This is a genomic window from Streptomyces sp. NPDC002564, assembly GCF_042889645.1.
Classification (GTDB): domain Bacteria; phylum Actinomycetota; class Actinomycetes; order Streptomycetales; family Streptomycetaceae; genus Streptomyces.
In genome coordinates this window covers 596,892-620,374 of record NZ_JBIARE010000001.1, presented here as the reverse complement: position 1 = coordinate 620,374, position 23,483 = coordinate 596,892, and the positions used below count along the sequence as shown (strand labels likewise).

Annotated in this window: 4 protein-coding genes; all 4 read left to right on the top strand. The window is 75.0% G+C overall.

Annotation, left to right across the window (positions count from 1 at the left end; translation table 11 throughout):
* Positions 1–197 precede the first annotated feature (197 nt).
* The 4 genes from ACFYXE_RS02875 to ACFYXE_RS02860 all read left to right on the top strand — a co-directional run bounded on the left by ACFYXE_RS02875 (position 198) and on the right by ACFYXE_RS02860 (position 23,371).
* Complete coding sequence (locus ACFYXE_RS02875) at positions 198–17,639, top strand: non-ribosomal peptide synthase/polyketide synthase (protein WP_389308239.1); 17,442 nt, start codon at positions 198–200, stop codon at positions 17,637–17,639.
* On the top strand, positions 17,636–21,658 hold the full coding sequence (locus tag ACFYXE_RS02870) for an amino acid adenylation domain-containing protein (protein ID WP_389308237.1): 4,023 nt from the start codon (positions 17,636–17,638) through the stop codon (positions 21,656–21,658). Before ACFYXE_RS02875 ends, ACFYXE_RS02870 begins: the two co-directional genes overlap by 4 nt.
* A 63-nt stretch (positions 21,659–21,721) precedes the next feature.
* Positions 21,722–21,949, top strand: coding sequence for an MbtH family protein (locus ACFYXE_RS02865; protein ID WP_389308235.1), 228 nt, complete (start codon positions 21,722–21,724; stop codon positions 21,947–21,949).
* A 78-nt stretch (positions 21,950–22,027) separates the two neighbouring features.
* Positions 22,028–23,371, top strand: coding sequence for a hypothetical protein (locus ACFYXE_RS02860; RefSeq protein ID WP_389308233.1), 1,344 nt, complete (start codon positions 22,028–22,030; stop codon positions 23,369–23,371).
* The last annotated feature ends 112 nt before the right edge of the window (positions 23,372–23,483 follow it).

The window sequence follows — 23,483 nt, the reverse complement described above, 5'->3', positions numbered from 1 at the left end:
TGAGAAACGCAACATGACGGGTCGTCGTGTAATCGCGTGTTCGATCTTGACCGAAGTTGACCCCTCCGGAACCGGAGGTAGCATGATCTTTGTTCGACTTTGGAAAGTGCGCGCGGGACACCGAGTGACCGCCGCGCCGGGGGGCCAGAGGCGAGACATTTTCACCTGCCCCCATTTATCCGTGGGGGATTCGCAGGGTGTTCGAGGGTACGCATTCCACCGGCCAGGCGTTGTCGGCGGCGCAGCAGCGCATCTGGTTCGCCCAGGAACTGGCTCCGAACAGCCTCCTGTACAACATCAATGGCTATGTCGAGATACGCGGGCCCCTCGACCGGAAGATGTTCGAGCAGGCACTGCGGCACGCCACCGACGAGGCCGAGGCCCTGCACGTCGGCTTCGGCGAGACGGACGGCGTGCCGTGGCAGTCCGTGCGCGCCGAGCGCGACTGGCCCCTGCCGTATCTGGACGTATCCACCCAGGACGACCCGCACGCGGCGGCTCTCGCGGCCATGCAGGAGGACCTGGAGCGGCCCTTCGACCTGCGACAGGGGCCGCTGTTCGTCCACATGCTCTTCCGCGTCTCGGCGGACCGCCTCTACTGGTACACCCGCGTCCACCACATCGTCTGTGACGCCTTCGGGTTCAGTCTCCTCGTCCAGCGCGTCGCCGACTGCTACACGGAACTCGTATCCGGAGAAGGCACGGACGATTCCGGAGAAGCCCCCACCGGATTCTCCGCGAGTCCTTTCTCCTCGCTCGCCGAATTCACCGCCGAACACGTCGCGTACGCGGAGAGCGAGCGCAGTGACCGGGACCGCGCGTACTGGCTCGACCGGTTCGGCGACGACTCCGAGATCCTCAACCTGCCCGACCGCGCCACCGGCCTGTGGGGCGAGTCCCCGCGCTACGAGAACTGGCTGGAGGCCGACTACTTCGCCGAGATCAAACGGCTGGCCAGGCAGGCCCGTTCGACCTGGCAGGTCACCCTGACCGCCGCCGCCACGGCATACCTGCGCCACTTCACCCGCACCGACGACGTCGTGATCGGATTCCCCGTCACCGGACGTCTGACGCCGGTCACCAAGACCACCCCGGGCATGGCGTCGAACGTGCTGCCGCTGCGCGTGCGCGTCGACCCGGAGATGTCCTTCGCCGAGCTGCAGCGCCACGTCGGGCAGGAGATGCGCGGCCTCCTGCGCCACCAGCGCTACCGCGGCGAGGACCTGCGGGCCGACCTCGGGCTCGGCGGCTTCTCGCGCCGCATGTTCGGACCCTCCATCAACTTCCTGCCGCTGGAGGAGGGGCTGCGGTTCGGCGACGCGTGCACGGGCGCCGCGCACGGCATGCCCAGCGGCCCCGTCGACGACATGGTCATCGTCTTCGAGGGCGGCACCGGCGACCAGGGCATCGGCGTGCGCATCGCGGGCAACACCGCCGCGTACGGCGAGGCCGACATCGCCGACCACGGCCGCCGCTTCCTCGCCCACCTGCGCGCGCTGACCGCCGAGCCGGACCGCGCGATCGGCACCGTCGACGTCCTGGACCCGCAGGAGCGCGAGCGCGTCCTGACCGGGTGGAACGGCACCGCGCGCGACCTCGCCGCGGGCACGCTCCCGGCGTGGTTCGAGGACCGCGCCCGGCACACCCCCCACGCCGTCGCCGTGGTGTACGAGGACACCACGCTGACGTACGCGGAGCTCAACACGTGGGCCAACCGGCTCGCCCACCGGCTGATCGGCCGCGGTGCCGGACCCGAGAGCCTGGTCGGCCTGGTCCTGCCCCGCTCGGTCGAGCTCGTCGTCGCCGTCCTCGCCGTCCTCAAGAGCGGCGCGGGCTATCTGCCCGTCGACCCGGACGCGCCGGCCGCCCGCCGCGCGGCCGTCCTGGAGGAGGCGCGCCCCGTCCTCGTCCTCGACGGCGTCGCCGCCGTGCGCGACCCGGGCGAGGGGCCCGCGCACGACCCGGCCGACAGCGACCGGTCGGCGCCGCTGTGCGCCGACCACCCCGCGTACGTCATCTTCACGTCCGGTTCGACGGGCCGCCCCAAGGGCGTGGTGGTCACCCACCGCAACGTGACCCGGCTGTTCTCGGCGACCGAGGAGCAGTACGGCTTCGGCCCCGACGACGTGTGGACGCTGTTCCACTCGTACGCCTTCGACTTCTCGGTGTGGGAGCTGTGGGGCGCCCTGCTGTACGGCGGCCGTCTCGTCGTCGTGCCGCACGCCGTGTCCCGCTCCCCCGAGGCCTTCCGCGACCTCCTCGCCGCGCAGCGGGTCACCGTCCTGAACCAGACCCCGTCGGCGTTCTACCAGCTCATCCAGGCCGACCGGCGCCACACGGGCGGCGAACTCGCGCTGCGTCACGTCGTGTTCGGCGGCGAGGCGCTGGTGCCGGGGCGGCTCGCCGAGTGGTACGAGCGGCACGCGGACGACGCCCCGACGCTCGTCAACATGTACGGCATCACCGAGACCACGGTGCACGTCACCCAGCAGGTCCTGACCCGCGGGAGCGCGGCCGCCGACAGCGGCAGCACCGTCGGCCCCGCCCTGCCCGACCTGCGCGCCTACGTCCTGGACGACCGGCTGCGCCCCGCGCCGCCCGGCGCCGTCGGCGAGCTGTACGTCGCGGGCGCCGGTCTGGCCCGCGGCTATCTGGGCCGCTCCGGCCTGACCTCGGAGCGGTTCGTGGCCTGCCCGTTCGGGGCACCCGGCGAGCGCATGTACCGCACCGGCGACCTGGCCCGCTGGAGCGCCGACGGGCTCCTCTCCTACGAGGGCCGCGCCGACCAGCAGGTGAAGATCCGCGGCTTCCGCATCGAGCTCGGCGAGATCGAGGCGGTCCTCGGCCGCCACCCGGACGTCGCCGAGGTCGCCGTCGTCGTCCGCGAGGACCGGCCCGGCGACAAGCGCCTGGTGGCCTACACGGTGGCGCGCTCCACCGCCCCCGACACCGCCGCGCTGCGGGCGTACGCGAGCGAGGCCCTGCCCTCGTACATGGTCCCGGCCGCCGTGGTGGCCCTGGACGCGCTGCCGCTGACCGTCAACGGCAAGCTGGACCGGCGCGCGCTGCCCGCGCCCCGGTTCGACGGCGGCACCGGCCGCGCGCCGCGCTCGGCCCGCGAGGAGACGCTGTGCCGCCTCTTCGCCGAGATCCTCGGCGTGGCACAGGTCGGCATCGACGACAACTTCTTCGACCTGGGCGGCCATTCACTGCTCGCCACCCGCCTCGCGGTGCGGGTGCGCGCCGAGCTCGGTGCGGAGTTCCAGCTGGCCAGGCTCTTCGAGTCGCCGACCGTCGCCGGGCTCGCCGACGGCCTCGGCGCGACCGCGCCCGCGCGCCCGGCCCTCGTGCCGAGGGACAGGACCGGGACGCTCCCGCTGTCCTTCGCCCAGCAGCGGCTGTGGTTCCTGCGCCAGGTCGGCGGGGTCGGCTCGACGTACAACATGCCGCTCGCGCTGCGGCTGCGCGGCGACCTCGACCGGGACGCCCTGCGCGCGGCCCTCGGCGACGTCGTGGGCCGCCACGAGTCGCTGCGCACCGTCTTCCCCGACGTCGACGGCGAGGCCCGCCAGCAGGTCCTCGACACCTGGGACGTGCCGCTCCCGGTGACCGCCACCGACGAGCGGGAGCTGACCGCGCTCCTCGACACGGCCGCCCGCACCGGCTTCGACCTGGCCCGCGAGATCCCGGTGCGCGCCGCGCTGTTCGCCCTCGGCCCGCGCGAGCACGTCCTGGCGCTGGTCCTGCACCACATCGCGGGCGACGAGTGGTCCATGGCGCCGCTCGCCCGCGACCTGGGCGACGCCTACGCCGCCCGCCTCGACGGCACCGCCCCCGCCTGGGAGCCGCTGCCCGTCCAGTACGGCGACTACGCGCTGTGGCAGCGCGAACTCCTCGGCGACGACGGCGAGCCGGGGAGCCCGGCCCGGCAGCAGCTCGACTTCTGGCGCTCGGCGCTCGCCGGGCTGCCGGAGGAGCTCGCACTGCCCGCCGACCGGCCGCGCCCCGCGGTCCCCGGCAGCGCGGGCGCCGCCCTGCCCGTCCGGGTGGACGCCGCCCTGCACCGGGCCCTCACCGCCCTGGCGGGCGAGCGCCGCGCGACCCTGCACATGGTGCTGCAGGCGGGCCTCGCCGCGCTCCTGAGCAGACTCGGCGCGGGCACCGACATCCCCGTCGGCAGCCCCGTCGCGGGCCGCACCGACGAGGCCCTCGACGACCTCGTCGGCTTCTTCGTCAACACCCTGGTCCTGCGCACCGACACCTCGGGCAACCCCGGCTTCGGCGAGCTCGTGGACCGCGTCCGCGCCACCGACCTGGCCGCCTACGCCCACCAGGACCTGCCCTTCGAGCGCCTGGTCGAGGCCCTCAACCCGGCGCGCGTCCCGGGCCGTCAGCCGCTGGTGCAGATCCTGCTCGCGCTGCAGAACACCCCGGCGTCCGCGATGACGCTGCCCGGCCTGACGGTCGACCACCACGGCGTGCACCCCGGCGGCTCCAAGTTCGACCTGTCCCTGAGCCTGACCGAGACGCGGGACGCCGACGGCGCACCCGCCGGGCTCGACGGGTTCGTCGAGTTCAGCACCGACCTGTTCGACGCGGACACCGTCGGGCGGCTGGTGGCCCGGCTGCTGCGGCTCCTCGCCGACGCGGCCGCCGCACCCGGGCGCCGCATCGGCGACTTCGACCTGCTGACCGCCGCCGAGCACGCCGAGCTGACCGACGGCGAAGGCGAAGGTGACGCCACCCGCGCCGCACTGCCGGACGCCACCCTCCCCGAGCTGTTCGCGGCGCAGGTCGCCCGCGCCCCCGAGGCGCCCGCCGTGGTCTTCGAGGACACGACACTGTCGTACGCCGGCCTCGACGCGCGCGCCAACCGCCTGGCCCGGCTCCTGACCCGGCGCGGCATCGGCCCCGAGGACACGGTGGCCCTGATGCTGCCCCGCACCGCGGAACTCCCCGTCGCCGTGCTCGCCGTCCTCAAGGCGGGCGCCGCCTACCTGCCGGTCGACCCCGCCTACCCGGCCGACCGCATCGCGTACATGCTGGGCGACGCCGCGCCCGCGCTGACCCTCACCACGAGCGGTCTCGCGAGCGCCCTGCCGCCCGGCACCGCCCACCTCGCGCTCGACACCGCCGACGTGTCCGGGCTGCCCGCCCACGACGTCACCGACGCCGAGCGCCGCACCCCGCTGCGCCGCACCCACCCGGCGTACGTCATCTACACCTCGGGCTCCACCGGCCGCCCCAAGGGCGTCGTCGTCACCCACACCGGTGTCCCCGGCCTCCTGGAGACGCGGTCGACGTGGCGGCTCGGGCCCGGCGACCGGGTGCTGCAGTTCGCCTCGTTCAGCTTCGACGCGGCGTTCTGGGAGATCTCCATGGCGCTGCTCTCCGGCGCCGCGCTGGTGCTCGCCCCCGCGGACCGGCTGCGCCCCGGCGCCCCGCTGGCCGGGCTCGCCGCCGCGCAGGGCATCACCCACACGCTGCTGCCGCCCTCCGTCCTCGACGTCCTCGCGCCGGACGACCTGCCCTCGGTCCGCACCCTGCTCGTGGGCGGCGAGGCGTCCTCCGGCGAGCTGGTGTCCCGCTGGTCGGCGGGCCGCACGATGCTCAACGCGTACGGGCCGACCGAGATCACGGTGTGCGGCACGCTGAGCGGCCCGCTGTCGGGCACCGCGCGGCCCGCCATCGGCTCGTCCGTGCCCGGCATGCGCGCCCACGTCCTCGACGCGTGGCTGCGCCCGGTCCCCGCCGGGGTCACGGGAGAGCTCTACCTCGCGGGCGCGGGTGTCGCCCGCGGCTATCTGGGCCGCCCGGGGCTGACCTCGGAGCGGTTCGTGGCCTGCCCGTTCGGCGCGCCCGGCGAGCGCATGTACCGCACCGGCGACCTCGTGCGCCGGACCGCCGACGGCGAGCTGCAGTACCTGGGCCGCGCCGACGACCAGGTCAAGATCCGCGGCCTGCGCGTGGAGCTCGGCGAGATCGAGTCGGCCCTCACCGCCCGGCCCGCGGTGGCGCGGGCGACGGTGCTCGTACGGGAGGACCGGCCGGGCGACAAGCGCCTGGTCGCGTACGTCGTCCCGGCCGCACCCGACCGGGGCGTCGACCACGCCCGGCTGCGCGCCGACGTGGCCGGGTCGCTGCCCGCGTACATGGTTCCGGCCGCGTTCGTGACCCTGGACGCCCTGCCGCTCACGCCGAACGGCAAGCTCGACCGGCGCGCCCTGCCGGCCCCCGACTTCGCCGCGGCCTCGACCGGGCGCGCCCCGCGCACCCCACGCGAGGAGGTCCTGTGCGGCCTGTTCGCCGAGGTCCTCGGCGCCGACCGGGTCGGCATCGACGACAGCTTCTTCCAGCTCGGCGGGCACTCCCTGCTCGCCACCCGTCTGGTCAGCCGCGTCCGTACCGTCCTGGGTGCCGAACTGCCGCTGGCCGCGCTCTTCGAGACGCCGACGGTCGCCGGGCTCTCGGCGCTGATCGAGGACGCGCGGCCGGAGTCGGCCCGCCCCTCGCTGGTCGCCCGTCCGGAGCGCCCGGACGCCGTGCCGCTGTCCTTCGCGCAGCGCCGCCTGTGGTTCCTCAACCGCCTCGAGAGCGACGGCGCGCTCTACAACATGCCCGTCGTCCTGCGCCTGACCGGTGCACTCGACCGTGACGCCCTGCGGATCGCCCTCAATGACGTCGTGGCACGCCACGCATCCCTGCGCACCGTCTTCCCCGACATCGACGGCGACGCCCGCCAGCACGTCCTCGACACCTGGGACATCTCCCTCCCTGTCACGGACACCGACGAGCAGCACCTCCCCGAGCTCCTGAAGGAAGCGGCCCGCGAAGGGTTCGACCTCTCCCGCGAACTGCCGTTGCGTGCGGCTCTGTTCCGGCTGGGCGAGTCCGAGCACGTGCTCGCGCTGCTGCTGCACCACATCGCGGGCGACGGCTGGTCGATGGGCCCGCTGGCCCGGGACCTGGGCACCGCCTACGCCGCCCGCCTCGACGGCACCGCTCCCGACTGGGAGCCGCTGCCCGTCCAGTACGCCGACTACGCGCTGTGGCAGCGCGAACTCCTCGGCGACGAGGACGAGGAAGGCACCCTCGCCCGACGCCAGCTCGACCACTGGCAGGATGCGCTCGCCGGGCTCCCCGAGGAGTTGGACCTGCCCACCGACCGGCCCCGGCCGGCCGTCTCCAGCCACTCCGGCGGCCGCGTCGGCGTCGACTGGGACGCCGAACTCCATTCCCTCATAGGGGAGTTCGCGCGCGAGTCGTCGTCGTCCGTCTTCATGGTCGTCCAGGCCGCCCTCGCCGCTCTCCTCAACCGACTTGGTGCCGGGGACGACATCCCCATCGGCAGCCCCATCGCCGGACGCACGGATGAGGCCCTCGACGACCTCATCGGGTTCTTCACCAACACCCTGGTGCTCAGGACCGACGTCTCCGGACAACCCACCTTCCGCGAACTCGTCACCCGCGTCCGCACCACCGACCTCGACGCCTACGCCCACCAAGACGTCCCCTTCGAACGCCTCGTCGAACTCGTCAACCCCACACGCTCCCGAGCCCGCCACCCCCTCTTCCAAGTCCTCCTCGCCTTCCAGAACACCCCCGAGGCCTCCCTGGACCTGCCCGGGGTCTCCTTCGCGGTCGAGCCCGCCGACGCGGGCGTCGCCAAGTTCGACCTGTCGTTCAACGTCACCGAACGCCACGGCGACCAGGGGCCGGCCGGCATCGCCGGGACCCTGGAGTACAACGGCGACCTCTTCGACCACGGGACCGCCGCCGCGCTCGCCGCGCGCCTGGAACGCTTCCTGCGCGCCCTGCTCGCCGACCCGGACGCGCCGGTCAGCCGCATCGACCTCCTGGACGACGCCGAGCGGCACCTCGTCCTGACCGCGTGGAACGACACCGTCCGCGACGGCGCGGTCCCCGACGGCGCCGGGGCCGACGCCCGCCCCACGACCGTGCCCGAGCTCTTCGAGGCCCAGGCCGCCCGCACGCCGGACGCGACCGCCGTCGAGCACGGCGCCGAGCGGCTGACCTACGCGGAACTGCACGCCCTCGCCGACGCCGTTGCCCGCGAGATCACCGCCCGCGGCGCGGGCCCCGGCGACCTGGTGGCCGTGGCCCTGCCCCCGTCGCCGCTGCTGCTCGCCGCGCTCCTCGGCGCCCTCAAGGCGGGCACCGCGTACCTGCCGGTCGACACCGCCTACCCGGCCGACCGCATCGCGTACATGCTTGGCGACGCCTCCCCCGCGCTGCTCCTGACGACCGAGGACACGGTCCGGGGCCGCGCCGAATTCGCCGCCGTGCCCCGGCTGTCCGCGGACACCCTCGCACCGGCGACCGGCGTCCCGGCCCGGCGGACCGCGCCGCCGCACCCGCACCACCCGGCGTACGTGATCTACACCTCGGGCTCCACCGGCACCCCGAAGGGTGTCGTCGTCGAACAGCGCAACCTCGTCGACTACTTGGTGTGGGCCGGGGCGAGCTACCCGAGCGCGGGCGGCTCCGCGCTGCTGCACTCGTCCGTCTCCTTCGACATGACGGTCACCGCGCTCCTCACGCCGCTGGCCGTGGGCGGCCGTGTCACCGTCGGCAGCCTCGACGACGCCGGGCTGCCCGCCACCGCGCCGACCCTGCTGAAGGCCACCCCCAGCCACCTGCCGATCCTGGCGGCCCTGCCGGGTCACGCCTCGCCGACCGGCGACCTGCTGCTCGCCGGTGAGGCGCTGACGGCCGGGGCGCTCGGCTCCTGGCGGGCCGCGCACCCGGCGGTCGCGGTGCGCAACGTGTACGGCCCGACGGAGACGACCGTCAGCTGCGCCGAGCACCGCGTCGCCCCCGGCACGGTCCTGGCCCCCGGCGCGCTGCCGATCGGCCGCCCGCTGGACAACACCCGCTTCTACGTACTCGGTTCGGGACTGCGCCCGGTCCCCGCCGGGGTGCCCGGAGAGCTGTACGTCGCGGGCGCGGGTGTCGCCCGCGGCTATCTGGGACGCCCGGGGCTGACCGCCGAGCGGTTCGTGGCCTGCCCGTTCGGGGCACCCGGCGAGCGCATGTACCGCACCGGCGACCTCGTGCGCTGGAACGCCCACGGCGAGCTGGAGTACCTGGGCCGCGCCGACGACCAGGTCAAGGTCCGCGGCTTCCGCATCGAACCCGGCGAGATCGCCGCCGTCCTCGAACGGCACGCCTCGGTGGCGCGGGCGACAGTGCTCGTACGGGAGGACCGGCCCGGCGACAAGCGCCTGGTCGCGTACACCGTCCCGGCCGATGCCGCCGCGGGCACCGACCAGGCGGAGCTGCGCGCCCATGTCGCCGACGCCCTGCCCGAGTACATGGTCCCGGCGGCCGTCGTCGCCCTGGACGCCCTGCCGCTCACGCCGAACGGCAAGCTCGACCGGCGCGCCCTGCCCGCCCCGGACTACGCCGCGGCCACGGTCGGGCGGGCGCCGCGCACCCCGCGCGAGGAGGTCCTGTGCGGCCTGTTCGCCGAGGTCCTCGGCGTCGACCGGGTCGGCATCGACGACAGCTTCTTCGACCTCGGCGGCCACTCCCTGCTCGCCACCCGACTCGTCAGCCGCATCCGCACCGCCCTCGGCACCGAACTTCCGCTGACCGCGCTCTTCGACACACCGACCGTGGCCGGTATCGCCGCCCTGTCCGGCGCGGAGGAGGCCCGTCCCGCGCTGATCCGCCACCCGGAGCGCCCGGACGCCGTGCCGCTGTCCTTCGCCCAGCGCCGCCTGTGGTTCCTCAACCGCCTCGAAAGCGCCGGCGCCCTCTACAACATGCCCGTCGTCCTGCGCCTGACCGGTGCACTCGACCGCGAAGCACTGCGCGCCGCGCTGGGCGATGTCGTGGCACGCCACGAATCCCTGCGCACCGTCTTCCCCGACATCGACGGCGACACCCGTCAGCACGTCCTCGACACCTGGGACATCCCCCTCCCCGTCACCGACACCGACGAACACCACCTCCCCGAGCTGGTCAGGGAGGCCGTGCGCGAGGGCTTCGATCTCGGGGCCGAACTGCCGCTGCGGGCACAGCTGTTCGCCCTCTCCGGCGCCGAGCACGTCCTGCTCGTCTCGCTGCACCACATCGCGGGCGACGGCTGGTCGATGGCCCCCTTCGCGCGCGACCTGGGCACCGCCTACGCCGCCCGGCTCGACGGCACCGCTCCCGGCTGGGACCCGCTGCCCGTCCAGTACGCCGACTACGCGCTGTGGCAGCGCGAACTCCTCGGCGACGAGGACGAGGAAGGCACCCTCGCCCGACGCCAGCTCGACCACTGGCAGGATGCGCTCACCGGTCTCCCGGAAGAGCTCGACCTGCCCACCGACCACCCGCGGCCGTCGACCGCGAGCCACCGGGGCGGCATGGTCCCGTTCGGCTGGGACGCCGAACTGCACGAGCGGATCACGGAGTTTGCCCGTGAATCGTCGTCGTCCGTCTTCATGGTCGTCCAGGCCGCCCTCGCCGCCCTCCTCAACCGGCTCGGTGCCGGGGACGACATCCCCATCGGCAGCCCCATCGCCGGACGCACCGACGAAGCCCTCGACGACCTCATCGGATTCTTCACCAACACCCTCGTCCTCAGGACCGACGTATCCGGACAACCCACCTTCCGCGAACTCGTCACCCGCGTCCGCACCACCGACCTCGACGCCTACGCCCACCAAGACGTCCCCTTCGAACGCCTCGTCGAACTCGTCAACCCCACACGCTCCCGCGCCCGCCACCCCCTCTTCCAGGTCATGCTGGTCCTCCAGAACACCCCCGAGGTGTCCCTGGAGCTGCCCGGGCTGACCATCGGGGCCGAGCCCGCCACCACCGACGTCGCCAAGTTCGACCTGGTGTTCAGCGTGCGGGAGCCGTCCGGTGACGGGGGCGCCGAAGGTGTCCTGGAGTTCAACCGGGACCTCTTCGAGGCGGACACCGCCGCCGGCCTCGCGCGCCGCCTGGAGCGGCTGCTGCGCGCCGCCGTCGGCGCGCCGGACGTGCCGGTCAGCCGCATCGACCTCCTGGACGACGCCGAGCGGCACCGCGTCCTGACCGCGTGGAACACCGCCGACGGCGCCCGCGCCGAAGCCGCCACGCTGCCCGCGCTGTTCGAGGCGCAGGCCGCCCGCACGCCGGACGCGACCGCCGTCCTGCACGACGGCGGGAGCGTGAGCTACGCGGAGCTCAACGCCCGCGCCAACCGCCTGGCCCGCCGCCTCGTCGGCCACGGCGTGCGCCCCGACACGGTGGTGGCGCTGGCGATCCCGCGCTCGGCCGACCTCGTGGTCGCCGCCCTCGCCGTGGTGAAGGCGGGCGCCGCCTATCTGAACGTCGACCCGGACTACCCGGCCGAGCGCGCCGCGTACATGTGCGCGGACGCGGCGCCCATGGGCCTGCTGACGGTGGGCGGCGCCGGGGACCGCGTACCGGAGTCCGTGCCGCGCTGGCGGCTCGACGACCCGGCCGCCGCCACCGCGACCCGCGCGCTGTCCGGCACGGACCTGACGGACGCGGACCGGGGGTCCCCGCTGCGGGTCGGCCACCCCGCGTACGTCGTCTACACCTCGGGTTCCACCGGCGCCCCGAAGGGCGTCCAGGTCACGCACCGGGGCCTCGCGAGCCTCGCGCTGTCGCACCAGGAGGCCCTGGGCGTGGACGGCGACTCGCGGGTGCTGCAGTTCGCCTCGCTCAGCTTCGACGCGTCGGCCGGGGAACTGGTGATGACGCTGCTGGCCGGTGCCGCGCTCGTCGTACCGCGTCCGGAGCAGGTCGTCGGGGACGCCGTGGTGCGGCTCATCGCCGACGCGGGCGTCACGCACGCGATGCTGCCGCCCGCGTTCGTCGCCACGCTGGACCCGGAGAGCGTGCCCACGCTGCGCGGTCTGATCACCGGCGGCGAGGCGTGCCCGCCGGAGGTGACCGCCCGCTGGTCGTCGGGCCGCACGATGCTCAACGCGTACGGCCCGACCGAGTCGACCGTGTGCGCCACGCTCAGCAGCCCGCTGACGGGCGCGGTGTCCGCGCCGATCGGCCGCCCGGTCACGGGCACCCGTGCCTACGTGCTCGGGGCGGGCCTGCGCCCGGTCCCGGCCGGGGTCACGGGTGAGCTCTACCTCGCGGGCGACGGTGTCGCGCGCGGCTACCTGAACCGGGCCGGGCTGACCTCGGAGCGGTTCGTGGCCTGCCCGTTCGGGGCGCCCGGCGAGCGCATGTACCGCACCGGCGACCTCGTGCGCTGGAACGCCCACGGCGAGCTGGAGTACCTGGGCCGCGCCGACGACCAGGTCAAGGTGCGCGGCTTCCGCATCGAACCCGGCGAGATCGCCGCCGTTCTGGACCGGCACCCCTCCGTCTCCCACTCCGCGGTCGTCGTCCGCGAGGACCGGCCCGGCGACAAGCGCCTGGTCGCGTACGCCGTCCCGGCCGACCCGGCACGGGGCGTGGATCCGGCCGCACTCCGGTCGTACGTGGGTGACGTGCTGCCCGAGTACATGGTCCCGGCGGCCGTCGTCGCCCTGGACGTGATCCCGCTCTCGCCGACCGGCAAGGTGCACCGCGACGCGCTGCCCGTGCCGGACTACGGCCGGACGTCCGCGGGGCGGGCGCCGCGCACCCCGCGCGAGGAGGTCCTGTGCGGCCTGTTCGCCGAGGTCCTCGGCGTCGACCGGGTCGGCATCGACGACAGCTTCTTCGACCTCGGCGGCCACTCCCTGCTCGCCACCCGTCTGGTCAGCCGCGTCCGTACCGCCCTCGGCACCGAACTGCCGCTGACCGCGCTCTTCGAGACGCCCACGGTCGCCGCGCTCGCCGCGCTGTCCGCCGACCCGGAGTCGGCGCGACCGGCCCTGGCGCCGCGCGAGAGGCCCGCGCCGCTGCCGCTGTCCTTCGCCCAGCACCGGCTGTGGATGCTCGGGCACCTGCACGACGCGGACGCCCTGTACAACATGCCGGTGGTGCTGCGCCTGACCGGCACCGTCGACACCGACGCGCTGCGGGCCGCGCTCGGCGACGTCGTCGCCCGGCACGAGTCGCTGCGCACCGTCTTCCCCGAGCACGACGGGCAGGCGGAGCAGCGCATCCTGGCGCCCGCCGACGCGCCGTTCGCGCTGACCCTCGTACGGGCCGACGAGCGCGGGCTGCCGGGCCTGCTGAAGGAGGCCGCGAGCGCGGGCTTCGACCTGGCGCGCGAACTACCGGTGCGGGGCGCGCTGTTCACCCTCGCCGAGACCGAGCACGTCCTGCTGATCTCGCTGCACCACATCGCGGGCGACGGCTGGTCGATGGGCCCGCTGGCCCGGGACCTGGGCACCGCCTACGCCGCCCGCCTCGACGGCAGGGAACCCGGCTGGGAGCCGCTGCCGGTCCAGTACGCCGACTACGCGCTGTGGCAGCGCGAACTCCTCGGCGACGAGGACGAGGAAGGGACGCTCGCGCAGCGGCAGACCGCCTACTGGCAGGGGGCGCTCGCGGGCCTCCCGGACGAGCTCGACCTGCCCACCGACCGGCCGCGCCCCGCCGAGTCCAGCCATGTGGGCGGACGTGTCGCCCTGGAGTGGGACGGCGATCTGCACGAGCGGATCACGGAGTTCGCCCGCGAGTCGTCGTCATCCGTGTTCATGGTTGTCCAGGCCGCCCTGGCCGCTCTCCTCAACCGGCTCGGTGCCGGCGACGACATCCCCATCGGCAGCCCCATCGCCGGACGCACGGATGAGGCCCTCGACGACCTCATCGGATTCTTCACCAACACCCTCGTCCTCAGGACCGACGTCTCCGGACAACCCACCTTCCGCGAACTCGTCACCCGCGTCCGCACCACCGACCTCGATGCCTACGCCCACCAAGACACCCCCTTCGAACGCCTCGTCGAACTCGTCAACCCCACACGCTCCCGAGCCCGCCACCCCCTCTTCCAAGTCCTCCTCGCCTTCCAGAACACCCCCGAGGTCTCCCTGGACCTGCCCGGGGTCGTGGTCGGCGGGGAGCCGGTCGACATCGGCGTCGCCAAGTTCGACCTGTCGCTGAGCCTCCAGGAGCGCACGGACGAGCAGGGAACCGCCCGCGGCATCCGGGGCATGCTGGAGTACAGCACCGACCTCTTCGACCACGGGAGCGCCGAGCTGATCGCGGCCCGGCTGCGGCGGCTGCTCGGCGCGGTGCTCGCCGACCCGGACCTGCCCGTCGACCGCGTCGACATCCTCGGCGCCGCCGAACGCCACCGCGTCCTCACCGAGTGGAACGCCACCGCCGTGGACGTGCCCGGCCTCGACGGGACGGTGCACGGCACCTTCGCGCGGCTCGCCCGCACCCGCCCCGACGCGGTCGCCGTGACCGCCGGGGACCGGCACCTGACGTACGCCGAGCTCGACCGGCGCGCCAACGGGCTCGCCCACCGCCTCACCGGCCTCGGCGTGCGCCCCGAGGAGCGCGTCGCCGTGCTCATGGAGCGCTCCGCCGACCTCGTCGTCGCGCTGCTCGGCATCCTCAAGGCGGGCGCCGCGTACGCCCCGCTGCACGAGAGCTACCCGGACGAGCGGATGCGGGAGGTCCTCGCGGGCTCCGGCGCGCGGGTCCTGGTCACCGATCGCGCCTGGTCCGCGCGCGGGCTGCCGTCGAACGCCGCCGAGGTGGTCCTCGCCGAGGACGTCGCGCCCGCCGCCGCCCCGCCCGCCGTGCCGGAGCGGGCCGAGGCCCTCGCGTACGTGATGCACACCTCCGGGTCGACCGGGAAGCCCAAGGGCATCGCGATCACCCACCGCTCCCTCCTCGAACTCGCCCTCGACCCGTCGTGGGCCGACGGCGCCCGGCACGCGCACGTCCTGATGCACGCCCCGTACGCCTTCGACATCTCGAACTACGAGCTGTGGGTGCCGCTGCTCGCGGGCGGCCGGGTCGTGCTCGCGCCGCCCGGGGAACCGGACGTCGCCGAGCTGAAGCGGCTGATCGTCGCGGAGGGCATCACCGGGGTGCACTTCACGGCCGGGCTCTTCCGGGTCGTCGCGGACGACATCGGCGACGCGCTCGGCGGTGTACGGGAGATCCTGACCGGCGGTGACGTCGTGTCCGTCGCGGCCGTCGAGAGCGTGCTGCGCGCCGCGCCGCACGTCGTGGTGCGCCACCTGTACGGGCCGACGGAGATCACCCTGTGCGCCACCACCCATCTGGTCGGCTCGGCCGACGCGTCGGCCGACCGGCTGCCGATCGGCCGTCCGATGGCCAACACCCGTGCGTACGTCCTGGACGCGGCGCTCGCGCCGGTGCCGGTCGGCACCGTCGGCGAGCTGTACATCGCGGGCGCCGGGCTGGCGCGCGGCTACCTCGACCGGGCGGCCCTGACCGGCGAGCGGTTCGTCGCCGACCCGTACGGGCCCGCGGGCGCCCGCATGTACCGGACCGGCGACCTGGCGCGCCACCGGCACGACGGCGCCCTGGAGTTCGTCGGCCGCGCCGACGACCAGGTCAAGGTCCGCGGCTTCCGCATCGAGCCCGGCGAGATCGAGGCGACCCTGACCCGGCACGCCTCCGTCGCGCAGAGCGCCGTGGTGGTCCGCGAGGACCGGCCGGGCGACAAGCGTCTCGTCGCGTACGCGGTTCCCGCCGACCCGGCGCGGGGGGTCGACCCGGCGCTGCTGCGCGCCCACGTCGCCGCGTCGCTGCCCGAGTACATGGTCCCGGCGGCGGTCGTGGCGCTCGACGAGCTGCCGCTCACCGCCAACGGCAAGCTGGACCGGGCCGTGCTGCCCGCCCCGGTGTTCCGGTCGGCGGCGGCGGTGACCGCCCCGCGCACCGCGCGCGAGGAGATCGTGTGCCGTCTGGTCGGTGAGGTCCTCGGCCTCGACGAGGTCGGCGTCGACGACAACTTCTTCGAGCTCGGCGGCGACAGCATCGGCTCCATCCAGCTCGCGAGCCGCGCCCGCGCGGCCGGACTCGAACTCGCCCCGAAGGACGTCTTCCAGGCCAGGACCCTGGCCCAGCTGGCCGCCGCCGCGGGCACGGTCACCGCCGGCGACGACGTCCCGGCCGACGACGGCACCGGCGGGATACCGCTCACCCCGGTCGTGCACGACCTGCTGGCGCGCGGCGGCACGCTCGACGGGCTGCTGCAGTCCGTGCTGCTGCAGGTGCCGGCCGCGCTGACCGAGTCCGGTCTCGCCACGGCCCTGCAGTCACTGGTCGACCGACACGACCTGCTGCGCCTCGAAGTCGGCTGCACCGACGGCGACTTGAGCATGCGGGTGCGGTCCGTCGGCGCGGTGTCCGCGGCCGACTGCCTGCGCCGCGTCGACCTGACGAACATGGACGGGCCGTCGGCCCGTTCCGTGCTCGCCAAGGAGGCCGCCGCCGCGGGCGAGCGGATCTCCCCGGCGGACGGCGTGATGTTCCAGGCCGTCTGGTTCGACGCGGGCGACGACGCGTCGGGGCGGCTGCTGCTCACGCTCCACCACCTCGCCGTCGACGGCGTGTCCTGGCGGATCCTGATGCACGACCTGAGCTCGGCGTGGGCCGAGGTGGCCGCGGGCCGCGCCCCGCGCCCCGAGCGGGTCGGCACGTCCTTCCGGCGCTGGGCGACGCTCCTCGGCGAGCAGGCCCGCACCCCGGAGCGGGCCGCCGAACTGGCCTTCTGGCAGGGCCTGCACGACCGCCCCGGGCAGCCCTTCGGGGCCCGCGCGCTCGACCCGGCACGGGACACCACCGCCACCGCGCGGTCCCTGACGGTCACGCTGCCCGCGGACGTCACCGAGACGGTCCTGTCGCGGGTGCCCGCCGCCTTCAACGCGGGCGTCGACGACGTCCTGCTGACCGCGCTGGCCCTCGCCTCCCTGTCCGGCCGCGACCGGCCGCGGGGCGAGCCGGTGCTCGTCGAGGTCGAGGGCCACGGCCGCCACGAGGACCTCGTCGCCGGGCTCGACCTGTCGCGCACCGTCGGCTGGTTCACCGGCGTGCACCCGGTGCGGATCGAACCGGGCGACGTCGACTGGGACGACCTGTGGGCCGCCGGGGACGCGGTCGGGGACGTCCTCAAGCGCACGAAGGAGCAGCTCCGTGCGGTGCCCGGCCAGGGCATCGGCCACGGTCTGCTGCGCTACCTCAACCCGGAGACGGCGCCCCTGCTCGCCGCGCTCCCGACGCCGCAGATCGGCTTCAACTACCTGGGCCGCTTCGACGGTCCCGGACGCACCGCCGACTGGGCGCTCGCGCCCGAGGCGGCGGACGCGGACGGCGCCGGGATGCCGCCGGGCGCGATGCCGCTGCGCACCGCGCTCACGGTCAACGCCGTGGCCAGGGCCGGGGACGGGGGCGCCGAGCTGCGCGCCGTGTGGACCTGGGCGGACGGCGTCCTCGCGGAGACCGAGGCGGCCGCGATGGCGGACGCCTGGATCCGCGCGCTGACCGCGATGGCCCGCCATGCGGAGCGCGGCGACGCGGGCGGCGCGACGGCCTCCGACTTCGACCTGGTGGCACTCGACCAGGGCGAGATCGACGGATTCGAGGACGAGTTCGGGGCGCTGGACGGGTTCGGGGACGCGGACGGCTTCGGGGACACCGACGACGGCTTCGGGGACGCCGACGGCTTCGGCGCCGTCATGGACCACCACACGGACGGCCACTGGGCCGGGAACGAGAACGGGGATCAGGGATGACGCGCGCCAAGGCACGCATCGAGGACGTGCTGCCGCTGACGGCGCTGCAGGAGGGCTTCCTGTTCCACGCGCAGTACGACGAGCAGGGCGCCGACGTCTACCACCTGCAGTTCGTCTTCGACCTGCGCGGGGACCTCGACGCGAGCGCGCTGCGCCGCGCCGCCGACGGGCTGCTCGCCCGGCACGGCAACCTGCGGGGCGCCTTCCGCGAGCGCAAGGGCGGCGAGCCGGTGCAGGTGGTGCCGGACCGCGTCCGGATGCCGTGGCGGCTGCTCGACCTCGCGCCGGTGGCACCCGGCGAGCGCCGGGCACGGCTCGACGCGGCGCTCGCCGACGACCGCGCGACCCGCTTCGACCTGCGCACGCCGCCGCTGGTGCGCTGCCTCCTCGTCCGGCTCGCGCCGGGCGAGTACCGCTTCGTGCTGACCAGCCACCACATCCTGCTCGACGGCTGGTCGGTGCCGCTGATGCTGCACGAGCTGTTCACGATGTACGAGCAGGGCGGCAGCGACCACACCCTGGCGCCGCCCCGCCCCTACCGCGACTACCTGCGGTGGCTCGCGGGCCGCGACCACGGCGACGCGGTCACCGCCTGGCGCCGCCACCTCGACGGGCTGCGCGGGCCCACCCTGCTCGGCCCGGCCGGGGCCGGCCGCGAGACCGTCGTGCCCGAGGAGACGGAGACGGGCCTGGACGCCGGGCTCACCGCGGACCTCACCGACCTGGCGCGGCGCCGCGGCCTCACCCTGAACTCCGTGGTGCAGGGCGCCTGGTCGCTGGTCCTGGCCGCGCTCACCGGCGGCGACGACGTGGTCTTCGGGGCGACGGTCTCCGGGCGCCCCTCGGACCTGCCCGGTGTCGAGTCGATGATCGGCCTGTTCGCCAACACGCTGCCCGTGCGGCTGCGGGTGGACCCCGCCGAGTCCGTGACGGCGATGATGGCGCGCCTGCAGTCGGACCGCGCCGCGCTCGCCGCGCACGAGTACCTGGGCCTCGGCGAGATCCAGCAGCTCGCCGGGACCGGCGGCGAACTCTTCGACACGCTGTACGTGTTCGAGAACTACCCGGCACCGGCCGGCGACGGCCCGCCCGCCTACCGGGGCATGGAGATCGCGGGCACGGAGGGCAGCGGCGCCGCGCACTACCCGCTGACGCTGACCGTGCTGCCCGGCGAACGGCTGCGGTTCCGGCTGACGTACCGGCCCGACCTGTTCACCGAGGAGGACGTGCTCGGCTGGGCGGACCGGCTGCGGCGGGTGCTGGCTGCCGTGGTGGCCGCGCCGGACCTCCCGGCCGGCCGGATCGACGTCCTCGGTACGGCCGAGCGCCACCGGGTCCTCACCGAGTGGAACGACACCGCCGCCGAGCCCTCGCAGCGGTGCTGGCCCGCCCTCTTCGAGGAGCAGGCGGCCCGTACCCCCCACGCGCTCGCGCTGTGGCAGGAGGACGGCGCCGGACTCACGTACGCGCAGCTGAACGCCGAGGCGAACCGCGTGGCCCGGCTCCTGGTGACACGTGGCGTGGGCCCCGAGAGCGTGGTCGCCCTCGCCGTGCCGCGCTCGCCGCGGCTGGTCGTCGCGCTGCTCGCCGTGCAGAAGGCGGGCGCCGCCTACCTGCCGGTGGACCTCGGCCACCCCCGCGAACGGGTCGCCGCCGTCCTCGCGGGCGCCGCTCCCGCGGCGGTCCTCACCACCCGGGACGGAGCGGCGCGGCTGCCCGCGGGCGCCGCCGTGCTGTGCCTGGACGACCCGGAGTTCCGCGCGGAGGCCGCCGGGCACGACGGGCGGGACCTCACCGACGCCGACCGGGTGACGCCGCTGCACCCCGACCACCCGGCGTACGTGATCTTCACGTCGGGTTCCACGGGCGCGCCCAAGGGCGTGGTCGTGCCGCACCGCGGCCTGCTCAACTTCCTGCTGTCGATGGGCGAGCGGTTCCCGCTGACCACCGCCGACCGGATGCTGGCGGTGACCACCGTCGCCTTCGACATCCACGCCCTCGAACTGCATCTGCCGCTGCTGCACGGCGCCGCCGTGGTGGTCGCCGACCGGGCCGCCGTCGTCGACCCGGCGGCCCTCGCCGACCTGGTCGGCGCGAGCGGCGCCACGATCATGCAGGCGACGCCCACCCTGTGGGACGCGCTGATCACCGAGCGGGCGTCCGCCGCCGGAGGTCTGCGGATGCTGGTCGGCGGCGAGGCGCTGCCGGCGGACCTCGCCGAGCGCATGACGCGCACCGGCGCGGAGGTCACCAACCTGTACGGCCCGACGGAGACGACGGTGTGGTCGACGGCGGCCGCCCTCGGCGGGGCCGCACCCGGCCAGGACCGTCCCGCTCCCGGCGCCCCCTCCATCGGGCGGCCGATCCGCAACACCCGGGCATACGTCCTGGACGGCGCCCTGCGGCCCGTGCCGCCCGGGGTCCCGGGCGAGCTGTACCTCGCCGGAGAGGGCCTGGTGCGGGGGTACTTGGCGCGGCCCGGCCTCACCTCGGGGCGCTTCGTCGCCGACCCGCACGGCCCGGCCGGGGCGCGCATGTACCGGACGGGCGACGTGGCCCGCTGGGCCGCGGACGGCACACTGGAGTACCTGAGCCGCACCGACCACCAGGTGAAGATCCGCGGGTACCGCATCGAGCTGGGCGAGATCGAGGCGGTGCTGTCCCGGCACGCGTCGGTGGCGCGGAGCGTGGTCGTGGTGCGCGAGGACCGGCCCGGCGACCGGCGTCTCGTCGCGTACGCGGTGGCCGCGGACGCCGGACAGGGCCTGGACGCCGAGGAGTTGCGGGCGCACGTGCGCGGCCTGCTGCCGGACTACATGGTGCCCGCGGCCGTCGTCGCGCTGGCCGCGCTGCCGCTCACGCCGAACGGGAAGCTGGACCGCAAGGCGCTGCCCGCGCCCGGCGTCACCGCGGCGCCCGGCGGCGGGCGCGCCCCGCGCACTCCCCGCGAGGCGGCGCTGTGCGCGCTGTTCGCCGAGGTGCTCGGGGTGGCGTCGGTCGGGGTCGACGACGACTTCTTCGACCTCGGCGGGCACTCGCTGCTCGCCACCCGCCTGGTGAACCGCGTCCGTGCGGAGCTGGGCATCACCGCGTCGATCCGCAGCGTCTTCGAGGCGCCGACCGTCGCGGCGCTCGCCGGACGCCTGGGCGGGGACGGCGGCGAGGGCGCCCGGGACGACGACCCGTTCGCGCCGCTGCTGCGGCTGCGGGAGGGCCGGGCGGCCACGGAGCGGCCGGCCGACGCCCCGTACTTCCTGATCCACCCGGTCGTCGGCATCGGCTGGTGCTACACCGGCTTCATCACCCGGCTCGGCCCCGACGCCACGGTGTACGCGCTGCAGGCGCGCGGCCTGGACCCCGCCGACCCCTGCGCGGCCGACATCGCCGAGATGGCCGCCGACTACGCGGCGCGTATCCGCGCGGTACGGCCGCAGGGCCCGTACCGGCTGGTGGGCTGGTCGTTCGGCGGTCTGGTCGCGCACGAGGTCGCCGTCCGGCTGCAGGCCGAGGGCGCGGAGGTGGAGCTGCTCGCGCTCCTGGACTCCTACCCCTCGCACTGGGAGGCGCCGCAGGGGGCGGACGAGGAGGGCGACCTGCTGCAGGAGATCCTCGGCGTGCTCGCCGCCGCGGCGGGCCCCGCCGCGCCCGACGCCGCGGACCGCCCGCGCGGCCCGCTCACGGCGGCCGGGGTCGCCGCGCTGCTGCGCGCGCACGACAGCCCGCTGTCCGGGCTCGGCGAGGAGGGCATCGGCGCGCTGCACCGGGTGGCCGCCAACAACCGCCGCATCGCGGGCCGGTTCGTGCCCGGTGTCTTCCGCGGCGACGTGCTGGCCTTCCGCTCCGGGCGGGCCGGCGGCGCGCACCCGTACGCCGCCAAGGCGTGGGACGCGCACGTCACGGGCGAGATCCGCGAACTCGACGTGGACTGCACCCACATGGACATGACGGCGCCGAGGGCCCTGGACGTGATCGCCCCGGTGATCGCCGCCCGCCGGCCCCCGGCGGCACCGAGGCCCTGACGGCACCCGGCACCGATGCCGGCAGCAACAGCAACAGCAACAGCAACAAGGAGAGGCACACCCATGGCCACCAACCCCTTCGAGGACGAGAACGGCACCTACCTGGTGCTCGTCAACGCCGAGGGCCAGCACTCGCTCTGGCCCGCCTTCGCCGAGGTCCCCGCGGGCTGGGACCGCGCCTTCGGCGAGGACACCCGGCAGGCGTGCCTCGACCACATCGAGCGGAACTGGACCGACATGCGCCCCAAGAGCCTGGTCGACGCCATGGCCGCGGACCGCGCCGACGCGTGACGGGCGGGGCGCCCGACTCGGACACCCGACCCGGAGAAGTGACAGCCACATGACTGGTGAATTGGTGAGAGCGTGAACATGACGGAGAAGACGCCGGTGGGGGGATCCGCCGACCCTGAAGAGGAGCGGCGGATCGGCGTCGGCGGCACGGCCCTGGGTCTCGGTACCCGGGCGGGCCGCGCGCAGGCGCTGCGGGACGCGGTCGACGCCGTGACCGCGTGGTCCCACCATGTGCTCGGGGACGGCCTGCCGGACTTCGCGAGCTTTCCGTACGAGCAGGTCGTCGGCTACTACCAGCAGGTGGGCAAGGCGGCGTCCGCGGGCGAACTGGTCGCGCTGCTGCGCGGGGCCCGCCTGGGCGTCGCGTGCGCGGGCCGCGCCAGGCCGTGGGCGTCGCCGGACGCCTGGCTGTTCGACACCTGGCTGCCGCTGACCTTCACCGACCGGCCGATGAGCTACGTCTCGTACGCGGGCAACGACGTCCTGAGCATCGCCGAGTGGGACTCGGACGGCAGCCCGGCGGCGACCGAGCGCGCCGACGACCTGCTGACGGCGGTGCTCCTGGCCGACCTCGTCGTGCGCGAGACGGACGCGCTGGCCGCGGGCGGGGACGACCGGCAGCGGGCCAGGACCACCGCGGTCTGGCAGGCCCTCGGCCGGCTCCCGGAGTACGCGCCGCTGGCGCTCGCGGACCGGGCGCCGCTGGACGCGGTGCGGGCCGCCCTCGGCGACGCCGCCGGCGACCCGGCGACGGCCGCGCTGAGGGCGGTCGCCGCGATCCGTGCCGCGGCCCCGGCCGTACTGCTGCGGGCCGTGGAGGTCGCGCTGCTGCCGGTCACGACGCTGCACGACGAGCGGATGTTCGTCCGCTCCATCCAGCTGTTCGAGCGGCTGTTCGCGCGGGTGGCGAGGTCGCTGACGTTCGCCGTCGAGGCGGTCCGCGCCGACCGCCCGGCCGACGCGGCGGCGTTCCTGGAGACGGCGACGACCCGCCTGACGGGTGCGACGTCGCCGCTGTACCGGATCCTGACGACGATGCCGCCGGAGTCGTTCGCGGTGATCCGCGACCACACCCACGGCGCGAGCGCGATCCAGTCCCGGCCCTACCAGCTGGTCGAGGCGGCGAGCGCGAAGCGGTCCTGCGAGACGCACTCGCCGGAGAAGGGGCCGCTGTTCACCCTGGACAGCACGCTGCAGGAGGCGTTCCTCGCGCGCGCCGGCGGCTGGCCGACCGAGGACGCGCGCCGCCTCGAAGAGGCCATGCGCGCCCTGGACGCGGGCTGGCGCGGCATGAAGCGCACGCACTGGGGCGTCACGATGAAGATCATCGGCCGGGTGCCGGGCACGGGGGGCACGGCGGGCGCGGACTACCTGAAGGCGGCGGCGGACATGGCACTGTTCCCGCAGCTCGCGGAGGTGTAACGGGCGTCCGCGGTACGGAGTCTCGTACCGCGTTCCCGTACGGCGAGGGGGGCGGTACGAGACTTCGTACCGCCCCCCCCTCTCTGCGTCATCCTCCCCGCCTGCGCGCCGC